24 protein-coding genes are annotated in these 21,078 nt (G+C 60.7%); 10 read left to right on the plus strand and 14 right to left on the minus strand.

Going from position 1 to position 21,078, the window contains the following annotated elements; all coding sequences use genetic code 11:
• The first annotated feature begins 62 nt into the window (after positions 1–62).
• Positions 63–2,486 carry a glycerol-3-phosphate 1-O-acyltransferase PlsB gene (gene plsB / locus VF684_RS19085; RefSeq protein ID WP_058057057.1) on the plus strand — a complete coding sequence of 808 codons (2,424 nt, stop codon included), beginning with the start codon at positions 63–65 and terminating at the stop codon, positions 2,484–2,486.
• Between the two features lie 69 nt (positions 2,487–2,555).
• On the opposite strand, the gene ubiA is transcribed toward plsB, so the two are convergent.
• Positions 2,556–3,425 carry a 4-hydroxybenzoate octaprenyltransferase gene (ubiA, locus tag VF684_RS19090; RefSeq protein ID WP_043826418.1) on the minus strand — a complete coding sequence of 290 codons (870 nt, stop codon included), beginning with the start codon at positions 3,423–3,425 and terminating at the stop codon, positions 2,556–2,558.
• Complete coding sequence (locus VF684_RS19095) at positions 3,422–3,958, minus strand: chorismate--pyruvate lyase family protein (RefSeq protein ID WP_127008536.1); 537 nt, start codon at positions 3,956–3,958, stop codon at positions 3,422–3,424. The genes ubiA and VF684_RS19095 overlap by 4 nt, the downstream gene beginning before the upstream one ends.
• 145 nt (positions 3,959–4,103) lie before the next feature.
• On the opposite strand from VF684_RS19095, the gene VF684_RS19100 reads away from it, so the two are divergent.
• Both VF684_RS19100 and VF684_RS19105 read left to right on the plus strand, forming a co-directional pair.
• A complete protein-coding gene (locus VF684_RS19100) occupies positions 4,104–4,538 on the plus strand; it encodes a flagellar basal body-associated protein FliL (RefSeq protein WP_005339527.1) in 435 nt (144 codons plus the stop codon).
• Between the two features lie 112 nt (positions 4,539–4,650).
• Entirely contained in the window at positions 4,651–4,815 is a 165-nt protein-coding gene (locus VF684_RS19105) for a hypothetical protein (protein WP_005339525.1), read from the plus strand.
• A 20-nt stretch (positions 4,816–4,835) separates the two neighbouring features.
• On the opposite strand, the gene VF684_RS19110 is transcribed toward VF684_RS19105, so the two are convergent.
• The 5 genes from VF684_RS19110 to waaF all read right to left on the minus strand — a co-directional run bounded on the left by VF684_RS19110 (position 4,836) and on the right by waaF (position 8,881).
• Entirely contained in the window at positions 4,836–5,168 is a 333-nt protein-coding gene (locus tag VF684_RS19110) for a DUF2799 domain-containing protein (RefSeq protein ID WP_040069401.1), read from the minus strand.
• 137 nt (positions 5,169–5,305) lie between these two features.
• Positions 5,306–5,431 carry a hypothetical protein gene (locus VF684_RS19115; RefSeq protein ID WP_005339521.1) on the minus strand — a complete coding sequence of 42 codons (126 nt, stop codon included), beginning with the start codon at positions 5,429–5,431 and terminating at the stop codon, positions 5,306–5,308.
• Positions 5,432–5,505: 74 nt separating this feature from the next.
• A complete protein-coding gene (gene acuI, locus VF684_RS19120) occupies positions 5,506–6,486 on the minus strand; it encodes an acrylyl-CoA reductase (NADPH) (RefSeq protein ID WP_139440748.1) in 981 nt (326 codons plus the stop codon).
• Between the two features lie 93 nt (positions 6,487–6,579).
• On the minus strand, positions 6,580–7,845 hold the full coding sequence (gene waaA / locus VF684_RS19125; protein ID WP_139440747.1) for a lipid IV(A) 3-deoxy-D-manno-octulosonic acid transferase: 1,266 nt from the start codon (positions 7,843–7,845) through the stop codon (positions 6,580–6,582).
• 1 nt (position 7,846) lies between these two features.
• Positions 7,847–8,881 carry a lipopolysaccharide heptosyltransferase II gene (waaF, locus tag VF684_RS19130; protein WP_005339516.1) on the minus strand — a complete coding sequence of 345 codons (1,035 nt, stop codon included), beginning with the start codon at positions 8,879–8,881 and terminating at the stop codon, positions 7,847–7,849.
• A gap of 276 nt (positions 8,882–9,157) precedes the next feature.
• Here waaF and VF684_RS19135 point away from each other — a divergent pair, with 276 nt between their 5' ends.
• Positions 9,158–9,934: a glycosyltransferase family 2 protein gene (locus VF684_RS19135; protein WP_139440746.1), complete on the plus strand. Its 777-nt coding sequence runs from the start codon at positions 9,158–9,160 to the stop codon at positions 9,932–9,934.
• Between the two features lie 51 nt (positions 9,935–9,985).
• On the opposite strand, the gene VF684_RS19140 is transcribed toward VF684_RS19135, so the two are convergent.
• A complete protein-coding gene (locus VF684_RS19140; protein WP_005339514.1) occupies positions 9,986–11,023 on the minus strand; it encodes a glycosyltransferase family 9 protein in 1,038 nt (345 codons plus the stop codon).
• Between the two features lie 134 nt (positions 11,024–11,157).
• On the opposite strand from VF684_RS19140, the gene coaD reads away from it, so the two are divergent.
• Positions 11,158–11,640, plus strand: coding sequence for a pantetheine-phosphate adenylyltransferase (coaD, locus tag VF684_RS19145; protein ID WP_139440745.1), 483 nt, complete (start codon positions 11,158–11,160; stop codon positions 11,638–11,640).
• Between the two features lie 106 nt (positions 11,641–11,746).
• Here the strand turns inward: coaD and VF684_RS19150 are convergent, their stop codons facing one another.
• The 6 genes from VF684_RS19150 to radC form a co-directional block, all read right to left on the minus strand.
• Positions 11,747–12,682, minus strand: a complete 936-nt coding sequence (locus VF684_RS19150) for a VirK/YbjX family protein (RefSeq protein WP_019446531.1) — start codon at positions 12,680–12,682, stop codon at positions 11,747–11,749.
• A 114-nt stretch (positions 12,683–12,796) separates the two neighbouring features.
• Positions 12,797–13,609 carry a bifunctional DNA-formamidopyrimidine glycosylase/DNA-(apurinic or apyrimidinic site) lyase gene (mutM, locus tag VF684_RS19155; protein WP_139440744.1) on the minus strand — a complete coding sequence of 271 codons (813 nt, stop codon included), beginning with the start codon at positions 13,607–13,609 and terminating at the stop codon, positions 12,797–12,799.
• 24 nt (positions 13,610–13,633) lie between these two features.
• On the minus strand, positions 13,634–14,089 hold the full coding sequence (locus VF684_RS19160) for a hypothetical protein (protein ID WP_139440743.1): 456 nt from the start codon (positions 14,087–14,089) through the stop codon (positions 13,634–13,636).
• 93 nt (positions 14,090–14,182) lie between these two features.
• Positions 14,183–14,350 (minus strand): 50S ribosomal protein L33, encoded by a 168-nt coding sequence (gene rpmG / locus VF684_RS19165; RefSeq protein ID WP_005307500.1) that lies wholly within the window; start codon positions 14,348–14,350, stop codon positions 14,183–14,185.
• Between the two features lie 11 nt (positions 14,351–14,361).
• Positions 14,362–14,598, minus strand: coding sequence for a 50S ribosomal protein L28 (gene rpmB / locus VF684_RS19170; RefSeq protein ID WP_005307492.1), 237 nt, complete (start codon positions 14,596–14,598; stop codon positions 14,362–14,364).
• 136 nt (positions 14,599–14,734) lie between these two features.
• Positions 14,735–15,409, minus strand: a complete 675-nt coding sequence (gene radC, locus VF684_RS19175) for a RadC family protein (protein ID WP_005339502.1) — start codon at positions 15,407–15,409, stop codon at positions 14,735–14,737.
• Positions 15,410–15,556: 147 nt separating this feature from the next.
• On the opposite strand from radC, the gene coaBC reads away from it, so the two are divergent.
• From coaBC to pgi, 5 genes are all read left to right on the plus strand, one after another.
• Positions 15,557–16,759, plus strand: coding sequence for a bifunctional phosphopantothenoylcysteine decarboxylase/phosphopantothenate--cysteine ligase CoaBC (gene coaBC, locus VF684_RS19180; RefSeq protein ID WP_139440742.1), 1,203 nt, complete (start codon positions 15,557–15,559; stop codon positions 16,757–16,759).
• 80 nt (positions 16,760–16,839) lie between these two features.
• Positions 16,840–17,298: a dUTP diphosphatase gene (dut, locus tag VF684_RS19185; RefSeq protein ID WP_005339498.1), complete on the plus strand. Its 459-nt coding sequence runs from the start codon at positions 16,840–16,842 to the stop codon at positions 17,296–17,298.
• Between the two features lie 68 nt (positions 17,299–17,366).
• Complete coding sequence (slmA, locus tag VF684_RS19190) at positions 17,367–17,963, plus strand: nucleoid occlusion factor SlmA (RefSeq protein ID WP_005339495.1); 597 nt, start codon at positions 17,367–17,369, stop codon at positions 17,961–17,963.
• 165 nt (positions 17,964–18,128) lie between these two features.
• Entirely contained in the window at positions 18,129–18,965 is an 837-nt protein-coding gene (locus tag VF684_RS19195) for a mechanosensitive ion channel domain-containing protein (RefSeq protein WP_005339493.1), read from the plus strand.
• 347 nt (positions 18,966–19,312) lie between these two features.
• Positions 19,313–20,962: a glucose-6-phosphate isomerase gene (pgi, locus tag VF684_RS19200; protein WP_139440741.1), complete on the plus strand. Its 1,650-nt coding sequence runs from the start codon at positions 19,313–19,315 to the stop codon at positions 20,960–20,962.
• Positions 20,963–21,078: the final 116 nt, after the last annotated feature.

The raw sequence follows: 21,078 nt of genomic DNA on the forward strand, positions 1-21,078 counted from the left end.
CGGCGACAAGGGGCTGTCGATTTGCTATGCTCACGCCGCATTTTTTTGGAGAGCAGACGCACATGTCCCTAGGACAGAAGATTTCCAGAGCCATCTTGCAATGGCCGGTCAGCGGCTTGGTCAATCACAAGAGCCTGCCGGAAAATCCCATCACAGAACTCAATCTGGATCCGGCCAGACCCATCGTCTATGCCCTGAAAACCAGTTCGATCACCGACCTGATGACCCTGCAGCAGTGCTGCGAGGATCTCGGTCTGCCCGGCCCCTTCACGCCGCTGGAGCTCAACGGCCAGCTGCTGCCGCGCTATGTCTGTCTGGATCGTCCGCCTCCCCTGTTTGGCAAACGCAGCAAACCGCTCCCCTTCCTGCAGGAGTTCCACCAGCTGCTGGATCTGCACAAGCAGGATCCCGAGCTGGATATCCAGGTGGTGCCCGTCACCCTGTTCTGGGGCCGCGCTCCGGGTCGGGAAGGGGAAGAAGCCTCCGGCCTCAACATCATCAGCAGCCTGGCGCCGAACCGGCTGAAGAAGGCACTTATCGTGATCCTCAAGGGTCGCGAAAATCTGGTGCGCTTCTCGCCGCCCCTCTCCCTGCGCTACATGGCCGACAAGCACGGCACCGACGAGGCGATCGCCCACAAGCTGGCACGAGTGGCCCGTACCCACTTCAGCCGCCAGCAGCTGGCCGCTACCGGCCCGAAACTGCCGAACCGCAACCTGCTGTTCAAGCAGCTGCTCGACTCCGCGGTGATCCAGCAGGCAATTGAAGAGGAGGCCCAGCGCGAGGGGATCAGCCTCGAGAAGGCGCAAAAGCGCGCCCATGGCTACATGGACGAGATCGCCTCCAACTTCTCCTACCGGCTGATCCGCCTGGGCGAGAGCTTCCTCGGCTGGCTGTGGAACAAGCTCTACCGCGGTTTGTCGGTCAATGGCGCCGAGAAGGTGCGCCAACTGGCGCAGGAAGGGCACGAGATCGTCTACGTCCCCTGCCACCGCAGCCACATGGACTACCTGCTGCTCTCCTACGTCATCTACCACCAGGGGATGGTGCCGCCCCATATCGCGGCAGGCATCAACCTCAACTTCTGGCCGGCGGGCCCGATTTTCCGCCACGGCGGCGCCTTCTTCATTCGCCGCACCTTCAAGGGCAACCCGCTCTACAGCACGGTATTTCGTGAATACCTCAACCTGCTGTTTGCCAAGGGTTACTCGGTAGAGTTCTTCACCGAAGGTGGTCGCTCCCGTACCGGCCGTCTGCTGCCGCCCAAGACCGGCATGCTGGCGATGACCCTGCAGGCGATGATGCGCGGGCTGGACAGGCCGGTCACTCTGGTGCCGGTCTATCTGGGCTACGAGCACGTGATGGAGGTGAACACCTACCACAACGAGCTCAAAGGGAGCCGCAAGGAGAAAGAGAGCTTCCTGCAGGTGCTCGGCATCCTGCGCAAGCTGCGCAACTACGGCCGTGGTTTCGTCAACTTCGGCGAGCCGCTGACTCTCAACAGCTACCTGAGCGAACACATCCCCGACTGGAAAAAGCACATCGGGGAAGAGGAGCGTCCGGAGTGGATGGCGGGCACCGTCAACAATCTGGCCGAACTGCTGATGACCCGCATCAACGGCGCTGCCGCCGTCAACGGCCTGACCCTGAGCGCGCTGGCGCTGCTGGCCGCCGAGCGCCACGCCCTGACCCGCGACGAATTGCAGGCCCAGCTCAACACCTATCTGGATCTGCTCAAAGCGGTGCCTTACAGCCCGCAGAGCACCATTCCGGATGAGGATGCCAAGACCCTGCTGGATCAGGCGATGGAGCTCAACAAGTTCGAGGTGAGCGAGGACAAGCTGGGGCAGATCATCAGTCTCGACCGCTATCAGGCGATCCTGCTGACCTACTACCGCAACAACATCCTCCACCTGTTCGCCATGCCCTCTCTGGTGGCGGCATTGATCGAACGGTGCGAAGGGATCTCCCGCAGCGAGATCATGGCTCGTTGCATCGACATCTATCCGCTGCTCAAGACCGAGCTGTTCCTGCGTTATGAAGAGGAGGATCTGCCGGCGCTGGTCGACAGCCTGCTCGACGCGCTGCAAACCCAGCAACTGATCGAGACCCGCGATGACGGCTACTGGGTCAATCCGGCCAACCAGATGCGCCTGCTGCTGCTGGCTGAGAGCATTCAGGAGACCCTGCAACGCTACGCCATCGTGCTGACCCGGGTGCTGGCACAGCCTCATATCGAGGCGGAGCAGCTGGAAGCGGACGGCCTGATGATGGCAGAGCGCCTCGGCACCCTGCACGGCATCAACGCCCCCGAGTTCTTCGACCAGAAGCTGTTTAGCACCCTGATCCACACCTTGCGCAAAGAGGGCTACCTCTCTCCCGAGTGCAAGCCGGATCTTGGCCGCTTCCAGGCGCTGGCCGACAACATAGTGCCGCTGCTGAGCAACAAGATCCGCCGCACCATTCAGGCAGGCAATCAGCTCTGATCTGCAACGCAAACAAAGAAGGCCGCATGATGCGGCCTTCTTTTTTATCGGAGTCTGCGCGGGAACATGTCACGCCAGCAGGTAATCGAGCACCAGACCGGCAAACACCAGCGCCCCCACATAGTTGTTGTTGAGAAACGCCTGGAAGCAGGCTTCCCGCTGCCGCTCGCGAATGAGCCGCTGCTGATAGACAAACAGCACCGCCGCTCCCAGCAATCCCCAGTAATACCCCCCCCCCAGCGTCATCAACTGCCCGACCGCCAGCAACAGCAGCAGAGTCGAGAGTTGCAATGCGCCGATGATCCGTTTGTCGTAACGACCAAACAGGATGGCGCTGGATTTGAGGCCGATCTTGAGGTCGTCATCCCGATCCACCATGGCGTACTGGGTGTCGTAAGCCACGGTCCAGAGCAGGTTGGCGAAGAAGAGCAGCCAGGCCACCAGCGGCAGAGCATCCGCCTGCGCCGCATAGGCCATGGGGATCGACCAGGAGAAGGCCATCCCGAGCACCAGCTGGGGATTGGAGATAAAGCGCTTCATGAAGGGGTAGCTCACCGCCAGTAGCAGGGCGACAAACGACAGACCGATGGTGAGCGGATTCATGGTCAGCACCAGACCAAACGAGATAAGCGCCAGCACGAAGAAGAGCGCCAGCACCTCCCACGGCTTGACTCTGCCCGTGGGCAAGGGGCGACCGGCCGTGCGTTTGACATGGCCGTCGAAGTTGCGATCCGCATAGTCGTTGATGACGCACCCTGCCGAGCGCATCAGAAAGACGCCGACCACAAACACGGTCAGCACCCAGAGATTGGGCAGGCCACCAGCGGCCAGCCAGAGCGCCCACAGGGTTGGCCACAGCAGCAGCAGAGTGCCTATGGGTTTGTCGACGCGGGCCAACTGCATGTAGGCAAGTCCCCGCTCCTTGGTTAACAGATTCACTCCAGCTCCTTGTCACAGACGAGAGAGGGCAGAAACAGCTCGTGCACCAGCAGTGGCCACTGCCCCAGAAACAGACGGGAACGACGTCCCCAGACGGTGGCGGCCGGGCAACGGGGATTGGCGGCAATATCGAAACGGGCCAGCTGCAGGTGATCGCGGCGGGCAGGCTCATGGCCAAATACCCGCTCACCCAGCGGCTGCTCGCCAAGCTCGGCAATGCCGCTCCCTTGCAGTGCGTCATCGGCAAACAGGGTCCAGCCCAGCACGGCGGGCCCACGATCCCCGTGCAGGATCACCTCGCGGCAGGTACCGGCCGGCGAGGCCGAATCCACCAGCCACTGCTCATCGGCAGTAAGGGAGACCGGGTGATTGCCCAGCCACTCCACCGAAAAGTGGCGATTGTGCTGACGCAGCCGCCGGGTCATGGAGCCGGGCTCCAGCAGCCAGGGGCGCAAGCTGGCGGGCAATTCGCAACATTCGGGGGCCAGCCACCCGCTTAACGGCGTGAGGGGAACAGTCAACTCGGACTTCACAGCTTCACCATCCAGAGATTTCCGTGTTCAGGTTAAAATCCGGTTTATTATCCGTAAATCAATAGCGAAATGTAAGAACATCCGTGCTTGACGGCCCCGATGGCAACATCAAAAATGGGTTATCTCTTGCTGATGAGCCATCTATATGAAGATCTTCAAAATTCTGCTGGTGTTGTTACTGAGCTGTGGCGCCCTGCAGCAGCAAGCTCTGGCTGAAGATGAGCCGCCCGCCGAGGGCGCAGAGGGGGCTGCCAAGCCCGGTTTCTCCTACCACGCGCTCGATCCCGACATCATCACCAACTACCTGAGTGATAGCAAAACCCTCGGTTATATCCGGGTCACGGTGGAGCTGATGGCGGAAAACGAAGCCGACCTCAAGCTGCTGGAGCAGCATGACCCGCTGATCCGCGATGCCATCATCCGTCTGATTGGCAGCAAAAATGCCGATCAAGTGAAGTCCCTGACCAACCGAGAAGAGCTGCGCAAGGAGTGCGAGACAACCGTCAACGAACTGCTGGTGAAAGAGACCGGCAAGAAAGCGGTGCGCGAGCTCATCTTCACCAAGTTCCTCTACCAGTAATCCCTCCCGAAACAATCGCTTATTGGCATATCGGCCAATAAGCGAGCTTTGCCGGTTTATTCGAAATGAAAATCGATTACAATACGGCCGTCAAGTCGTAGAGGTAGTCGTTATGGGCAGCAAAACCCTGTGTGAATGGCGCCGTCACGAGATCCCCACCGATCTCAAGGCGTTGCGCAAGATAGTCCGCAAACCCAAGTTTGTCTGCAGCAAGTGCGCCCGCAGTGCCAATGACAAGGGTTACCTCTGCCAGCCGCTGCGCTTGAAAGAGGAGTAACGCCCCTCCCTGTCAGGGCGTTATTGATCGGTCCACCCCTGACGCCCCTGTTCGAACAATCTGCGCGCCTGGGTATCATTCGGGCAGACACCGCGATACTCCTCGCCTGAGCGGCCAGCCAGATAGAGGTGCTCGGGGCGGCAATACCATGCCAATCCCTTCTGATGTCCCTGCTTCCACAGTTCAGGATCCACCTTCTTGCCACATTGCCCCTGATGGAACTCGATCCGCTCGGTGGTGAAGCCCAGCTTGCCATCCGCCTCCCCCACCTCACTCCACACCTTCTCGCAGGGATCATCGTTGGAGACACAGCCACCCAGCAGGGCAGCCAACAATATGATGGTGAGTCGCATAGTCATCCTTGAGCGTCATTTGGGCAGTTCATTCTACCCAGCGCCCCTCCCCTGACCAAGGACGAACGCTCAGCCATGTGAGCGCGGCAAAAAAATCAGGCGGGCCCAAAGCCCGCCTGTTCGTTCAATGCCGTGGTTCACTGGTCATCGAAAGTGTCATCATCCTGCCAGCTTTCATCTTCCCACTGATCCAGCTCTTCTTCCCAGGAATCCGGCTCCCAATCATCATCAGAGGAGTCGTAATCCGGCTTGTGTCCACCCATCTTCACTCTCCTTGGATAGTTCACCCGCACTCCAATTTTATCCGGAATTATCGGGCTCGCCAGTCAGAGAGAGCTCAAAGTTTGACCAGAGTCCGGCCGGCGATCTGGCCTTGTGTGATGGCCTCGGCGGCCTCCACTACCTGCTCCAGCCCAATCTCGGTAACCGCCTGTTCAAAGAAGCTGGCGGGCAGATCCCGTGCCAGTCGCTGCCACGCCAGTTGACGACGTTCAAACGGGCACATCACCGAATCGACCCCCTGCAGCCGCACATTGCGCAGGATGAAGGGCATCACGCTAGTCGGCAGATCGAAGCCGCCCGCCAGCCCGCAGGCTGCCACAGCCCCGCCATAGTTCATCTGGGCCAGCAGCTTGGCCAGCACCTGACAGCCGACGGTATCGATGGCGCCAGCCCACAGCTGTTTTTCCAGCGGTTTGGCAGGCACCAGCAGCTCGCTACGCGGCACGATGCGGCTGGCACCCAGTGCGGTCAGCATGGCGCCCTGCTCTTCCGGACGACCGGTCAGCGCCGCCACCTGATAGCCCAGGGCCGCCAGCAGGGCGACCGAGGTGGCCCCCACACCGCCTGCCGCGCCGGTGACCAGCACCTCGCCACTTGCGGGAGTAATACCCGCCTCTTCCAGCGCCAGCACGCAGAGCATGGCGGTGAGACCGGCGGTACCGATGCACATGGCCTGCCGTTCATCCAGCCCAGCGGGCAACGGCACCAGCCAGTCCCCCTTGACCCGCGCCTGTTCAGCCATACCGCCCCAGTGGCCTTCGCCCACGCCCCAACCGGTCAGCACCACCTTGTCGCCGGGCTGATAGCGGCTGTCGGCAGACTCAAGCACGGTACCGGCAAAGTCGATGCCGGGCACCAGCGGCCACTGACGCACTATCTTGCCCTTGCCGGTAATGGCCAGCCCGTCCTTGTAGTTGATGGAGCTGTAAGCGACCGCCACCCGCACTTCACCTTCCGGCAACTGGCTCTCGGCCAGCCGGGTCAGAGTCGGTACAGTCTTGCCGTCTTGGTTTTCCAGTAACAGAGCCTTGAACATGGTTGCCTCTTTGATGACGTGTGAAACGGGGATCAGCTGCTTTGACGCTTTTGCAGTTGAAAATCGAGAGCCAGTGCGGTGCTCATCATGGGTTCAGTCGTTCTCCAGCGCAGCCAAGCAATGAGAGAGGGTGCGCGCCAGGGCTCCCTGATTGCGCAGCACCACGGCGCGGGCCTGCTCGCCCATCTCGCGGCGAGCGTTGTCGTCGGCAAACAGCTGGCTCACCCGCTCGCCCAGCTCGGCGGCATCGGCCACGATGGCGGCGCCACCCTGAGCCACCAGCTGGCGGGTGATATCGCTGAAGTTGAAGTAGGCGGGTCCAGTCAGGCAGGGCTTGCCGAGGGCCGCCGGCTCCAGCAGGTTGTGACCGCCGATCTTCACCAGACTGCCGCCGACGAAGGCCACATCGGCCGCCGCCAGCATCAGCGGCAGCTCGCCCATGGTATCGCCGAGATAGACCTTATCCTCCGCACTCACCGCAGCACCATCAGTGCGCCGCACGCAGCCGTAAGGGGCACACAGCTCGGCCACCCGGTCGAACCGCTCGGGGTGGCGCGGCACCAGAATGAGCAGTGCAGCGGGATGGCGTTTGAGCAGCAGATCGAAGGCGGCCAGCACCTGCTCGTCCTCACCCAGATGGGTGCTGGCGGCAATCCAGACCGGCCGATCCGCCCCCAGCTGCTGGCGCAAGGCGCGCCCTTTGGCCTGCACCTCGTCACCAAACTGGATGTCGAACTTGATTGAGCCGGTCACCGCCAGCCGCGAACGATCGATGCCGAGGCGGGCGAAGCGGTCGGCGTCATCCTGATGCTGACAGAGCAGATGGGTCAGCGGCCGGCTCAGGGCATCGAAGGCGCCGTGGAAGCGGGCATAACGCTGGCAGGAACGCTCGGAGAGGCGGGCGTTGATGATGGTCACCGGCAGGTGGCGCGCCTCGCAGGCGGCCAGCCAGTTCGGCCACAGCTCGGTCTCCATCACCCAGAGCGCGCGCGGCTTGAAGGTGTCGAGAAAGGCGGCAATGGCCCAGGGGTAGTCGAGCGGCGCGTAACGATGGATCACCAGATCCCCCAGCTTGGCAGCCTGATCGGCGCCGGTGCGGGTGGTAGTAGTGAGCACGATCGGCAGATCGGGCCGCTCCGCCTTGAGGGCGCGAATGAGCGGCGTGATGGCCAGCGTCTCCCCCACGCTCACCGCATGGATCCAGAGCGGCGCCTCCTGTCCGGTGGCGGGCAGCCGCCCGAGATGCTCGGCCCAGCGCTTGCCAAAGCCGGGCTTGCCTTTCTTAGGCTTGTAGAGGGCCAGCAGCGCCAGCGGCAATCCCAGATGGATCAGCAGGTTGTAGAGCAGGCGGTAGGGCATCTTACTGACTCTGCTCCAGCTTCTTGCAGGCATCGACCACCTGCTCCGGCGCCAGGTCGATCAGGCACTTGAGATGGCCGAACTTGCAGGTGCGCTTGAAGCAGGGGCGACACTCGATGTCGGTGTGAACGATCTCGACCCGATCCGCCAGCGGCGGGGTGTAGAGCGGCGAAGTGGAGCCATAGACGCCCACCAGCGGCCGGTTGAGGGCGGCGGCGATGTGCATCAGGCCGGAGTCGTTGGAGATGACCCGGCTGGCCAGCGCCATCAGGTCGATCGCCTCGTGCAGGCTGGTTTTGCCCGCCAGCACGTGGCAGTTGGGGCGAGTCAGCAGATTGACCCGATCCCGGATGGTATTGGCCACCGGCACATCCTTGTTGGAACCGAAGATCCACACCTGCCACCCCTCGTCCAGATGCTGTTGGGCCACCACGGCGTAGTGCCCTTCCGGCCAGCGCTTGGCCGGGCCGAACTCGGCACCGGGGCAGAGCACCAGCACCGGACGGGCGCGATCCAGCCCCAGCCGCTCCAGCGCCTTGCTCTGGTTTATCAGATCGACATGGAGCGCCGGATGCGGAATGGTCGGGATATCGGCCCGACTCTTCATCTGCGCTTTGGGATAAGCGAGCGCCAGATAGCCCTCCACCATCAGCGGGAAGGCGGACTTGTTGCTGCGCAGGTCGTTGAGCAGACCGTAGCGGCTCTCGCCCTTCCAGCCGGTACGGACCGGAATGCGGGCAAACCAGGGGATCAGCGCCGATTTCATGGAGTTGGGCTGGACGATGGCCTGATCGTATTTTTCGGCGGCCAGCTGCTTGCCGAGGCGGCGGCGTGCCACCAGCTTGAAGTCACCGTGGCCAAGGGGCATGGTGATCGCCTTGTCCACCTCCGGCATCCGCTCCAGCAGGGCGCAGCACCAGGCGGGGGCCATCACGTGCAGCTCGCACTCGGGATGGTTGGCCTTGATCGCCTTGTAGAGACTCTGGGACATCACCATGTCGCCGACCCAGGAGGGGCCGATCACCAATATTTTCATTACGCGTCTTCTCTCGGGTCTGGCCCGGCGGTTAATCATCACTGGGCGAGATTATGCCCCAAGAATGAGTGGATAAATAACAGAAGATCCTCGCGCATCCCCCCATCCGCCTCATTTTTCCAGCGGTGACCCTCTTCCAACCGGGCGAGACGAGACAGGCAACCAGCAGGGAGAAACGAGCAATGGCGGCTCTCTCTTTGGCCCATTTTTCCGTTAGAATGGCCCATCAATACGCATTCGCCCCGCCAGACGGGCAACAACCGAGAGCCCCATTTCGTGAAAAAACCGACTCTGGCTGCCGTTCTGATCGTCAAGAATGAAGCCGACAACCTGCGCAAGTGCCTCGCCTCCCTCGACGGACTGGTGGACGAGATCGTCATTCTGGACTCAGGCAGTCAGGACGAGACCCCGGCCATCGCCGCCGAATTTGGGGCCCGTTTCTTCGTCAACGCCAAGTGGCCCGGCTTTGGCAAGCAGCGCCGACTGGCCCAGTCCCATGTGCAATCCGACTGGGTGCTGTGGCTGGATGCCGACGAGCGGCTCACCCCCGAGCTGAAAACCGCCATCGCCAACGTGATGGCCAATCCGGCCAGCGACACCATCTACTCGCTGCCGCGCCTCTCCTGGGTCTTTGGCCGCTTTATCCGCCACAGTGGCTGGTATCCGGATCGGGTGCTGCGCCTCTATCCCAAGGCACTCACCAGCTACAACGAGGCGCTGGTGCACGAGAAGGTGGAGGTGCGCGCCAACATGAAGATCGTCAACCTCTACGGCGACCTGCACCACTTCACCTATCGGGATCTGGAGCACTATCTGGTCAAATCCGCCGGTTATGCCCGCGCCTGGGCCGATCAGCGTACCGCTCGCGGCAAGAAAGGCTCCCTCAGTCAGGGGCTGGTCCACGCGGTCGGCTGCTTCCTCAAGATGTACCTGCTCAAAGCGGGCTTCCTCGACGGCAAGCAGGGGCTGCTGCTGGCGATCCTCTCCGCCCACTCTACCTTCGTCAAATACGCCGACCTCTGGGTGCGCCAGCAGCCGCAGCAGCCGGAATAACCGTCATACGAAACAGGGCCCCGCGGGGCCCTGTTTACATTGCTGCATACGTTATTTGCGCCAGAAAGGCGCCGCCCAGCGGGCCATCACCGGCACCATGGTCTTGGGATCGAGCTGGCTCATATCCTCAGGATGGTCGCTATCCTCCGGCGGGCTGAAGGCAAGGTGACGCCCTTCGCTGTTGAGGGGCTTCCAGCGCAGCGGAGTAGCGGAGCGGCGCATCGGGAAGAAACCGATAGTCGGCACATCGAGCGCACCGGCGATATGGAGCGGGCCGGTACTGCCAGCGATAAACAGGGCTGCGTTGGCCAGCACCTGACAGAACATCGGCAGACCATCGCTGGAGCGGTAGATCCAGCCGTTGCCGCCGTGGGCCAGCAGCTCGGCCGCCAGCTGTTCGGCCATCTTCTCCTCGCCCGGGCCTGCGGTCAGCACGCACTGCAGCTCGGGGCAGGCCTGATTGAGCTTGATGATGATGCGGGCGTACTGCTCGATGGAGAGGTTGTTGGCCGAACCACCGCTGCCGGCATGCACCATCAGCCAGGGGCGGCTGGCATCGAGCTTGAGCTTGAGTGCCAACTGCTCGCGCACCTGTAGCAGGGTCTCGTCATCGAACTGCAGGAAGGGGGTCTTGGGCTCCACCACGGCCACCTGCTGATCGGCCAGGAAGCGGCGGATCAGCTCCAGGTTGTACTCGGACTCCGGCTTCTGGGAGCGGGAGCGACGCTGCACCAGTCGCTGGTTGTAGAGCACTTGCGCCAGCTTGGTCGCCGGGGCCAGCCGGTAAGGGATGTGCGCCTTCCACACCAGCATGGCGTTGCGGGAGTTGGAGAAGAGGCAGATGGACGCGTCGAACGCCGCCGCCTTGATCCGCGCCAGCAGCGCTCGCTGTTGCTCCTTGTCGGCCCGCACGCCCGGATCGATGATCACCTCGTCAATCCAGGGGCAGAGCCGGGCCAGCGGCGCCGTGTAGGCCGGAACCAGGGCAGTCACATGACACTCCATGGAGCCTTTGAGCATGGCGAAGCTAGGCCACGCCAGCATGAAGTCACCAATCTTGTCATTGCGAACGACCAGAATACGTTTCATAAAAAATCCCTTTGCTCCCTGTCACCAATGCAAGGAGGCTTGATGCGCGATGGCGTATTCTTGCCTGATGCACTGCTATTCTCAAGCGACGACCTTATAATGCGACCAAATTTCCAGGTTGCAGGACCGCAAAGATGACTACCAAGGTAATTTATCCCGGGACTTTTGATCCCGTTACCAATGGCCACGCCGATCTCATCGGCCGCGCCGCCAAGCTGTTTGACGAGGTGGTGGTCGGGGTCGCCAACAGCCCGAGCAAGCGCCCGCTGTTCGATCTGGCAGAACGTGTCCAGCTTGTCCAGCAAGTGACCAGCACGCTGCCCAACGTCAAGGTGGTGGGCTTCTCCGGTCTGCTGGTAGATTTCGCCAAAGAGCATCAAGCCAACGTGCTTATCCGCGGCCTGCGCGCCGTCTCCGACTTCGAGTACGAGTTCCAGCTGGCCAACATGAACCGCCGCCTGATGCCGGAGCTGGAAAGCGTCTTCCTCACCCCGGCGGAGGAGAACTCCTTTATCTCCTCCACTCTGGTGAAAGAGGTGGCGCTGCACGGTGGCGACATTCGTCAGTTTGTCGACCCGGTAGTGGCCCAGGCCATCGCCGCCAAACAGAAAGGGTGATCCCCTTCTACACTCGCCATTCCCGACGGCAACAACGAACAAGGGCTACCCACGGGTAGCCCTTGTTGTATCTGTCTCGTTATAGAGAGGTCAGCCTGCTTGCCGGTTACTGACGGGCAAACCGCTCATTCATCTCCTGCACCAGCAGATCGAGCCACTCGTAGCGGCGCCGATACATGGCCCGCTTCTTGGAGGCGATCTCCTCCAGCGGCTTGCGCGGCTGGGCTTGCAGAGCGACGAAGTTGGCATCCACATCCCGGGCGTCGAACTCCTGCCACAGCTCGTCATAATCGGCCTGCAAATTGGCTTTCTGCTTGCTGCTGTAGCGCTTGGCCTGAAACACGTGGGCCCGCTTGCGCACCGCCAGCACCTCCGCCGCCCCCATGCTCTGCGCCAGTTGCAGCACCAGTTGCACCAGCAGGGATTTGGGCCGCAGGCCGTGCCCCTCTTTGGTCAGCTCGCGCACCCGATCCTGAGCATTGTCGACCGCAGGCTCCGGCCCCTGCATGGAGCCGATCATCAGAATCAAACGATCCACGCTGCCCGCCAGCGAAAAGGCGCAGCTGTAGAGGCGCTGCCCCTCGCCGTTGACGATGGAGAGCGCCAGCTCGGCCTCGCGGCGGAAGGTGCCATCGTGACGCAGCAGAATGCGGCAGCCGCTCTGGGGATAGTGCCCAAGTTCGATCCCCTCGCCCAGATAGAGGGGGTCGATCAGCTGCGGGTAGCACTCCAACAGCAAACGGTAGTGATTTTCCAGCATCTCGGCCCGCTCACGGGCGCTGGCACAGGCGAAGCGATAGGGGCGCATCGGCTTGTCGAGCAGCTCGGGATAGACCGCTGGCAGCGCCTTGAGCGAGTCGCACTGAAACAGGCTGAAGACCCGGCTCAGCGACTTGCGATAGAGCAGGCTGCGCAGCACGAACTTGCCGCGATTGAAGGTTTTCCGGTCACATCCCTCGGGGTAGAGGAAGCGGGCCATGGATTTTGCGCAATAGCGCTCCTGCCGGGATAAATATTCCCAGTCTATTGATTTAACTGTCATTTTTATATTCTCAAACCGCCTGAACGGTCGGGATACTAGTGACAGCTGTGCAAATCTTCAACAGAGTGGAAATACGCTGTTACAACTTCCCCCGGATCGGGGCAAAAAGTGCGCTCAGCGCTGGCAATGACTGCAAAAAACCGTGGTGCGCTGGCCCATTCTTGTCTCGGTCAGCAGGGTGTGACAGTGGAAACAGGGCTGACCGCCACGGCCATAAACCTGCAACTGCTGCACGAAATAGCCCGGCTTGCCATCGGCGCTGGTGAAATCCTTGAGAGTAGTGCCGCCCTGGCGAATCGCCTCGGCCAACACCCGCTTGATCTCGGCCACCAGGGTTCCCAGCCGCTCGGCACTGATATTGCCCGCCGCCCGTTTGGGGTGAATGCCGGCAGCATAGAGCGCCTCGTTCGCGTAGATGTTGCCCACCCCGACCACCACCTGATTGTCCATCAGGAACTGTTTGATGGCGGTGCTGCGCCCCTTGGCGCGCTCACGCAGGTAATCAGCACTGAAGGTATCGGTGAGCGGCTCTGGCCCCAGCTTGGCGAGCAGCGCGTGGGCTTCGGCCGGTTCCCGGGTCCAGAGCAGGGCGCCGAAGCGGCGCGGATCGTTGAGCCGCAGCAGCTTGCCATTCTCCAGCTCGATATCCACGTGGTCGTGCTTCTCGGCTGGCGTGCCGATATCCAGTACCCGCAGGCTGCCGGACATCCCCAGATGAAGGATGGCGGTGCCGAAATCGGTCTCCAGCAGCAGGTATTTGGCACGGCGACGCACCCGATGGATGGTGAGGTCCACCAGCTCCTGAATCTCACCGGGGATCGGCCAGCGCAGGCGGCCATCCCGCACCACTACACGCGTCACCTTGATACCGGTGAGCCAGGGGGAGATCCCCTGACGACTGACTTCAACTTCTGGCAATTCGGGCATGGGCACCTCGCAAGGAAAAGAAACTCAGGGAGCAGGACGCAGCAGATCGCGATACTGCTCGGCAGTGAGGGCGAGCCAGAGACCGGAGGGCAGCTGAGCGCCATATTGGCCGCTGTTCTGATAGAGGCCGATCTCGACCGGATCGTTCTGGCCGGCAATCCACACCTTGATGGTCACCGGGGTACCGCGCACCACCTCGCCGGGGGACAGCAACCAGCTCTGCCAGCGTGCCAGACGGGCATCCAGCTGAGCAGTGTCGAGCCCCAAATCCGGCACGCTGCGCCAGCCCTGACCGATTCGCTCAATCTGCCAGCTCGGTCCCTGCCAGGTGAGCACCACAGACGCATCCGGCAGCAAGGGGCGAGCCCGCTTGGCGCTGTTCTCCTGCTGGGCTGTCTCCATACGATGCAACAGGGTGATCACGATCAGCACCACCACAATGATCACGTTATTCCAGCCTTTGCGGCTCAATTTGAACATGGCAAGCCTCCCTTTGAACCGGCAGTGTACTGAATTCGGCGCATAAAAAAACCCGGCACGAAGCCGGGTTTTTGGGAATGCAGCATCAAGTAATTACTTGATTTTGCCTTCCTTGTAGATCACATGCTGACGAACAACGGGATCAAACTTTTTGATCTCCATTTTTTCGGGCATGGTGCGCTTGTTTTTGGTAGTGGTATAGAAGTGACCAGTACCGGCGCTGGAGTTCAGGCGAATTTTCTCGCGAATACCTTTAGCCATGATCTAATTCCTTATACCTTAACACCGCTGGCGCGCAGTTCAGCCAGAACCACTTCAACGCCACGCTTGTCGATGATACGCATGCCTTTTGCGGATACGCGCAGGCTTACGAAGCGTTTTTCACTCTCAACCCAGAAACGGTGAGTGTGCAGGTTCGGCAGGAAACGACGCTTGGTGGCGTTGTTAGCGTGCGAACGGTTGTTACCAACTGCCGGGCGCTTGCCGGTTACTTGGCATACTCTAGACATGTCAGTCTCTCCAAATCTTACTTCATTGCTCGAGCAAATATCTGCCCCGCTGGCCTTCGATTGCGGGGCAAACAGAAGGCGGCATTTTATACAGCATCCGTGATCAAAGATCAACTAATACGGTGCCAGAGCACAGTTATAGCCAACCGCGCTCGGCAAAAGAAACCGTGATGCCATCACCGATCACCAAGTGATCCAGCACTCTGATATCGATCAGGGCCAAAGCGGCCGTGATCCGATCCGTGATCTGGCGGTCGGCCCTGCTGGGCTCGGCGACGCCGGACGGGTGATTATGCGCCAGAATCACCGCGGCTGCATTATGTTTGAGCGCGATCTGCACGATTTCTCTTGGCCAGACGCTCGCCGAATCGATTGTGCCGAAAAAAAGCTCAACAAATTGAATGACTCTGTGCTGATTGTCGAGCAACAGCAGGGCAAACACTTCCCTCGGCCGATCCCGCAGTTGGGCCTGCAGATAGTCGCGGGTCAGCTGGGGCGAGGTGAGCGCATCACCCCGTTGCAGCTGCTCGGCCAGATGGCGTCTGGCCATCTCCAGCACCGCCTGCAACTGGGCATATTTGGCCGGGCCAAGGCCGTGCGCCTCGCAGAATGCCCGTTGATCCGCCCCCAGCAAACTGCGCAAAGAGCCGAATTGATTCAATAGATTACGTGAAAGATCCACTGCACTCAGGCCATTGACGCCAGTGCGCAGAAAGATGGCGAGCAGCTCGGCATCGGAGAGCGCCGCGGGCCCCTGACGCAGCAGCTTCTCTCTGGGGCGTTCATCTTCCGGCCACTCTTTGATGCTCATTTGTCTCTCCCTCATCCCTGTTGAGAAAAAACATAGCAAAAAATTGCGCGCGCCCGACCACACCCCTTGATGCCAACCCCTGTCGTCATCCATTGCCTGTGGTATCTTAGCCGACCAGTCAGAATGAGCCGGATAGAGAAACAGCAGATGAGATTGGCCGATAAACGCATCCTGTTGGGTGTCAGTGGCGGGATCGCCGCCTACAAGAGTGCCGAGCTGGTACGCCGCCTGAAAGATCAGGGCGCCGAAGTGCGGGTGGTGATGACCCGCTCCGCCAAGGAGTTCATCACCCCGCTGACCCTGCAGGCGGTCTCCGGTCATCCGGTGGCCTACAGCCTGCTGGATCCCTCCGCCGAAGCGGGCATGGGCCATATCGAGCTGGCCAAGTGGGCCGATCTGGTGCTGATCGCCCCCGCCAGCGCCAACCTGATGGCGCGGATGGCAGCAGGCATGGCAGACGAACTGCTGACCACCCTCTGTCTGGCCACTCCGGCGCCCATCGCGCTGGCACCTGCCATGAACCAACAGATGTATCTCAACGCCGCGACCCAGGCCAACCTCAAGACCCTGGCCAGCCGCGGCATTCTGCTGTGGGGGCCGGATGCTGGCAGCCAGGCCTGTGGCGATGTAGGCCCGGGGCGGATGCTGGATCCCCTCGAACTGGTGGATCGCTGCTGCCAGCAGCTGGCCGCCGAGCCCTTGCTGGCAGGCATCAAGCTGCTGCTCACCGCAGGGCCAACCCGCGAGGCGCTCGATCCGGTGCGCTACATCAGCAACCACAGCTCCGGCAAGATGGGCTACGCCATCGCCCGAGCAGCCCGCGAAGCGGGCGCCGAAGTGACGCTGGTGAGCGGCCCGGTGACGCTGGCTACGCCTGCGGGCGTGACCCGTGTCGATGTCGAGAGCGCGGAGCAAATGCATCAGGCGGTGATGAGCCGGGTCGGCGAGTGCGACCTCTTCATCGGCTGCGCCGCGGTAGCCGACTATCGCCCCGAGCAGGTGGCCAGCCAGAAGATCAAGAAAACCAGCGACAACGACCAGATGGTGGTGAAGCTGGTGAAAAACCCCGACATCATCGCGGCCGTTGGTGCCCTTTCAGACAAACCCTTCACCGTCGGATTTGCCGCCGAAACCGTGGATGTGGAACAATACGCCCTCGACAAGTTGCAGCATAAGCGGCTGGACATGATCGCCGCCAACGATGTGTCCCGCGAGGGGCAAGGCTTCAACGCCGATGACAACGCCCTGACCGTGTTCTGGCAAGGGGGCCAGGCCCCGCTGCCGCTGGCCGACAAGCTGACGCTGGCCCGTCACCTGATCGCCCTGATTGCACGCCACTACCGGCACTGAGCGTCCCGAAAGAACAAGACTCACGGCGCCCCGCCTGCCAAGAGGGACGCCAATACAAGATCCAACTGAAAAAGCGATTCATGACTACACAAATTGAACTGAAGATTCTGGATGCCCGTATCGGTACCGAGTACCCACTGCCCGCCTACGCCACTCCCGGCTCTGCCGGCATGGATCTGCGCGCACTGCTGGATGCGCCGCTGACTCTGGCTCCGGGTGATACCACCCTGGTGCCGACCGGTCTGGCCATTCACATCCAGGATCCGGGTCTGTGTGCCACCATCCTGCCCCGCTCCGGCCTCGGCCATAAGCACGGCATCGTGCTGGGCAACCTGGTCGGTCTGATCGATTCCGATTATCAGGGTCAGCTGATGGTCTCGGTCTGGAACCGCGGCAAGGATGAGTTCACCATGCAACCCGGCGAGCGCATCGCCCAGCTGGTGATCATGCCGGTAGTTCAGGCCAGCTTCCAACTGGTCGATGAGTTCAATCAGAGCGAACGGGGTGAAGGCGGTTTTGGTTCTTCTGGTCGCCAATAACAGACCACACCAGCCCGATGGGCGGTGCCTAATAATAGAATCAAGCCATTGTTTTTTTAGGGGAATCCATGGCAAGCAGTAATCAGAAACAGAGTCGGCGCGATCAGATCCTGCAGGCGCTCGCCCATATGCTGGAAACCAGTCCGGGTCAGCGTATCACCACGGCCCGTCTGGCGGCCGAGGTCGGCGTCTCTGAAGCAGCCCTCTATCGACATTTTCCCAGCAAGGCGCGGATGTTCGAGGGGCTGATCGACTTTATCGAGGATTCCCTGCTGTCACGGGTCAATCTGATCATGGCGGAAGAGAAGGACACCATGGCGCGCTGCCACCATATCCTGCAGCTGCTGCTGGTGTTCGCCGAGCGCAATCCCGGCATTACCCGCATCCTCAATGGCGACGCCCTGCTGGGTGAGCACGATCGGCTGCGGGATCGCATCAGCATCCTGTTCGACAAGCTGGAGACCCAGATCAAACAGGTGCTGCGCGAGAAGCGGCTGCGCGAGGGTCAAGGCTTCCAGCTCGACGAGACCATGCTGGCCAATCTGCTGCTGGCCTACACCGAAGGCCGTATCAGCCAGTTCGTGCGCTCCGAGTTCAAGCTCAAGCCGACCGCCGGTTTCGAAGATCAGTGGCAATTTATCCGCAGCCAACTGCTGCAGAGCTGATGGTTTTTTCGCATCATTCAGCAAAAAGAAGGGAGGCTTTGGCCTCCCTTCTTTTTTGTGTCAGGTTTTTATGGCAGAAAAGAAGTACCAGATGCGACCCGTACTGTCGCGCTGCGGTGTTAGATTTATCCACCATAAACCTTTTAGAACCTGACAGGACATCCTATGGAACCCGAAATCATTACCGAAGCGCAGACCTGGCTGGTCAATAATCAGGGACTGCTGATCGAATACGGCGTCAATATCGCCGCCGCCCTGCTGACCCTGCTGGTCGGCTATATCGCCGCCAACCTCATCAGCGGTGGCGTGGTCAAGGTGATGCAGGCCCGCAAGCTGGACACCACAGTCACCCACTTCGTCGGCAGCATCCTCAAATACGCCATTCTGGTGTTCGTAGTGATCGCCGCGCTGGGCCGTGTCGGCGTGCAGACAGCCTCCTTCGTCGCCATTATCGGTGCCGCCGGTCTGGCCATCGGTCTGGCGCTGCAAGGCTCGCTCTCCAACTTCGCTGCCGGCTTCCTGCTGATCATCTTCCGCCCCATCAAGGCGGGCGAGTTTATAGAAGTGGCGGGCACTGCGGGTGTGGTGCAGTCCGTTCAGCTCTTTACCACTACCCTCACCTCCGGTGACAACAAGATGGTGGTAGTACCGAACTCCGCCATCCTCAACGGCACCATCGTCAACTACTCGCGTATGGATACCCGCCGCGTCGATATGACCTTTGGCATCGGCTACGGCTCTGACCTGCGCAAGGCCAAACAGATCCTGGAGCGTCTGGTAAGCGAAGAGCCGCGCATCCTGAAAGATCCGGCCGCTACCATCGCCGTTGCCGCGCTGGCCGACTCCTCGGTCAATATCGTGGTGCGCCCGTGGGTCAAGACCGCTGACTACTGGGGGGTCTGGTTCGACTTCCATGAGAAGGTAAAACTGACCTTTGATGCTGAAGGCATCGAGATCCCCTTCCCGCAGATGGTGATGCACATGCAAAAACCGCAGGCGTGATCGCGGTTCTGCTGCAACAGACAATGCCAGCCTTCAGGCTGGCATTGTCGTTTCTGGCCCCAGCCCATGGCCATGTCGATGCATAACCACGCCAACCGGATGAAAACAATTTCAGGCTATCGGGGTGGTCCCAATCATGAGCAAGCGCAAGATCCGCCTTGCTTTCGTGACACATAATCCCAATGTTCTGGTTGTATGCTCCCGACAGTGACCCATTGCGGTAAAAGACAATCGGTAAAAATCTGTTACACGGGCCGCCCGATCGGCTCGCTATAATGCTCGGATAATAAGGTTTGGCGGGACCTTGCCTGCAAGGTTCAAACACAACTTGGCATTTCAGGAATCCTATGAAAAATATCAATCCAACCCAAACCCAGGCCTGGCAGGCACTGGAAGCCCACTTTGCAGCAAACAAAGAGACCCGACTCAAGGATCTGTTCGCGCAGGACCCGAAGCGCTTTGACAAGTTTTCCCTTACCTTCGGCGGCGACATCCTGGTTGATTACTCGAAGAACCTGATCACCGAAGAAACCCTCAAGTTGCTGATTGGTCTGGCCAAAGAGACCGATCTTCGCAGCGCAATCGATGCCATGTTCAATGGCGACAAGATCAACATGACCGAAGGACGCTCCGTACTGCACGTGGCCCTGCGCAACCGCTCCGACCGCCCCATCGAGTGCGACGGCAAGGACGTGATGCCGGAAGTGAACGCCGTACTGGCCAAGATGAAAGGCTTCTGCGAGAAGGTAATCGGAGGCGAGTGGAAAGGCTACACCGGCAAAGCGATCCAGCATGTGGTCAACATCGGTATCGGTGGATCTGATCTGGGCCCGGTGATGATCACCGAGGCACTGCGCCCTTACAAAAACCACCTGCAGATGCACTTCGTCTCCAACGTCGATGGCACTCACATCGCCGAGACCCTGAAGAAGATCGATCCGGAAACCACCCTGTTCCTGGTGGCCTCCAAGACCTTCACCACCCAGGAGACCATGACCAACGCCCTGACAGCCCGCGACTGGTTTATCAATATCGCCGGTGACAAGGCCCACGTTGCCAAGCACTTCGCCGCCCTCTCCACCAACGGCAAGGCCGTGGCCGAGTTCGGTATCGACACCAACAACATGTTCGAGTTCTGGGACTGGGTTGGCGGCCGCTACTCCTCCTGGTCTGCCATCGGCATGCCCATCGCCCTGTCTGTCGGTTTCGAGAACTTCGAAGCCCTGCTGCAAGGCGCCTTCGAGATGGACATGCACTTCGCCACTGCCTCCTATGAGCAGAACGTACCTGTGCTGCTGGCCCTGATTGGCCTGTGGTACAACAACTTCTACGGTGCCGAGTCCGAAGCCATCCTGCCGTACGATCAGTACATGCACCGCTTCCCTGCCTACTTCCAGCAGGGCAACATGGAGTCCAACGGCAAGTACGTGGATCGCAACGGCAAGCCGGTTGACTACCAGACTGGCCCCATCATCTGGGGTGAGCCGGGCACCAACGGCCAGCACGCCTTCTACCAGCTGATCCATCAAGGCACCAAGCTGATCCCCTGCGACTTCCTGGCGCCGGCCATCAGCCACAACCCGATCGGTGACCACCATCCGAAACTGCTGGCCAACTTCTTCGCCCAGACCGAGGCGCTGGCCTTCGGCAAGAGCAAGGAAGAGGTTGAAGCCGAGTTCCTGGCGGCTGGCAAAACCCTGGAGCAGGTCAAGGATCTGGTGCCGTTCAAGGTGTTCGAAGGCAACCGCCCGACCAATTCCATCCTGTTCAAGAGCCTGACCCCAAAAACCCTGGGTGCCCTGATCGCCATGTACGAGCACAAGATCTTCGTACAGGGCGCAATCTGGAACATCTTCAGCTTCGACCAGTGGGGCGTGGAGCTGGGCAAACAGCTGGCCAACAAGATCCTGCCGGAGCTGGGCAACAACGAGGCTGTCACCAGCCACGACTGCTCCACCAACGGTCTGATCAACACCTGGAAAGCGTGGAAAGCCTGATTTATCGGGCCTTTCTGAATGCAAAAGCCCCGCTCGATGAGCGGGGCTTTTTTATTTATGGCTGTCGGGCTGGGTTTTCTGGCGGGCCGGTCGGGTGTCCAGTCCGACCGGCGACG

Source organism: Aeromonas sp. Lyrl_2 (assembly GCF_051948815.1).
Lineage (GTDB): Bacteria > Pseudomonadota > Gammaproteobacteria > Enterobacterales > Aeromonadaceae > Aeromonas > Aeromonas veronii.

Bases quoted from the DNA above. Each gene is read 5' to 3' on its own strand.
- pgi (WP_139440741.1), top strand. From the start codon at position 19,313: ATGAAAAATATCAATCCAACCCAAACCCAGGCCTGGCAGGCACTGGAA.
- radC (WP_005339502.1), bottom strand. From the start codon at position 15,409: ATGAGCATCAAAGAGTGGCCGGAAGATGAACGCCCCAGAGAGAAGCTG.
- waaF (WP_005339516.1), bottom strand. From the start codon at position 8,881: ATGAAAATATTGGTGATCGGCCCCTCCTGGGTCGGCGACATGGTGATG.
- mutM (WP_139440744.1), bottom strand. From the start codon at position 13,609: ATGCCCGAATTGCCAGAAGTTGAAGTCAGTCGTCAGGGGATCTCCCCC.
- waaA (WP_139440747.1), bottom strand. From the start codon at position 7,845: ATGCCCTACCGCCTGCTCTACAACCTGCTGATCCATCTGGGATTGCCG.
- VF684_RS19150 (WP_019446531.1), bottom strand. From the start codon at position 12,682: ATGACAGTTAAATCAATAGACTGGGAATATTTATCCCGGCAGGAGCGC.
- slmA (WP_005339495.1), top strand. From the start codon at position 17,367: ATGGCAAGCAGTAATCAGAAACAGAGTCGGCGCGATCAGATCCTGCAG.
- VF684_RS19195 (WP_005339493.1), top strand. From the start codon at position 18,129: ATGGAACCCGAAATCATTACCGAAGCGCAGACCTGGCTGGTCAATAAT.
- plsB (WP_058057057.1), top strand. From the start codon at position 63: ATGTCCCTAGGACAGAAGATTTCCAGAGCCATCTTGCAATGGCCGGTC.
- VF684_RS19140 (WP_005339514.1), bottom strand. From the start codon at position 11,023: ATGAAACGTATTCTGGTCGTTCGCAATGACAAGATTGGTGACTTCATG.
- VF684_RS19105 (WP_005339525.1), top strand. From the start codon at position 4,651: ATGGGCAGCAAAACCCTGTGTGAATGGCGCCGTCACGAGATCCCCACC.
- coaD (WP_139440745.1), top strand. From the start codon at position 11,158: ATGACTACCAAGGTAATTTATCCCGGGACTTTTGATCCCGTTACCAAT.
- VF684_RS19100 (WP_005339527.1), top strand. From the start codon at position 4,104: ATGAAGATCTTCAAAATTCTGCTGGTGTTGTTACTGAGCTGTGGCGCC.
- dut (WP_005339498.1), top strand. From the start codon at position 16,840: ATGACTACACAAATTGAACTGAAGATTCTGGATGCCCGTATCGGTACC.
- VF684_RS19160 (WP_139440743.1), bottom strand. From the start codon at position 14,089: ATGTTCAAATTGAGCCGCAAAGGCTGGAATAACGTGATCATTGTGGTG.
- coaBC (WP_139440742.1), top strand. From the start codon at position 15,557: ATGAGATTGGCCGATAAACGCATCCTGTTGGGTGTCAGTGGCGGGATC.
- VF684_RS19110 (WP_040069401.1), bottom strand. From the start codon at position 5,168: ATGCGACTCACCATCATATTGTTGGCTGCCCTGCTGGGTGGCTGTGTC.
- rpmB (WP_005307492.1), bottom strand. From the start codon at position 14,598: ATGTCTAGAGTATGCCAAGTAACCGGCAAGCGCCCGGCAGTTGGTAAC.
- rpmG (WP_005307500.1), bottom strand. From the start codon at position 14,350: ATGGCTAAAGGTATTCGCGAGAAAATTCGCCTGAACTCCAGCGCCGGT.
- acuI (WP_139440748.1), bottom strand. From the start codon at position 6,486: ATGTTCAAGGCTCTGTTACTGGAAAACCAAGACGGCAAGACTGTACCG.
- VF684_RS19115 (WP_005339521.1), bottom strand. From the start codon at position 5,431: ATGGGTGGACACAAGCCGGATTACGACTCCTCTGATGATGATTGGGAG.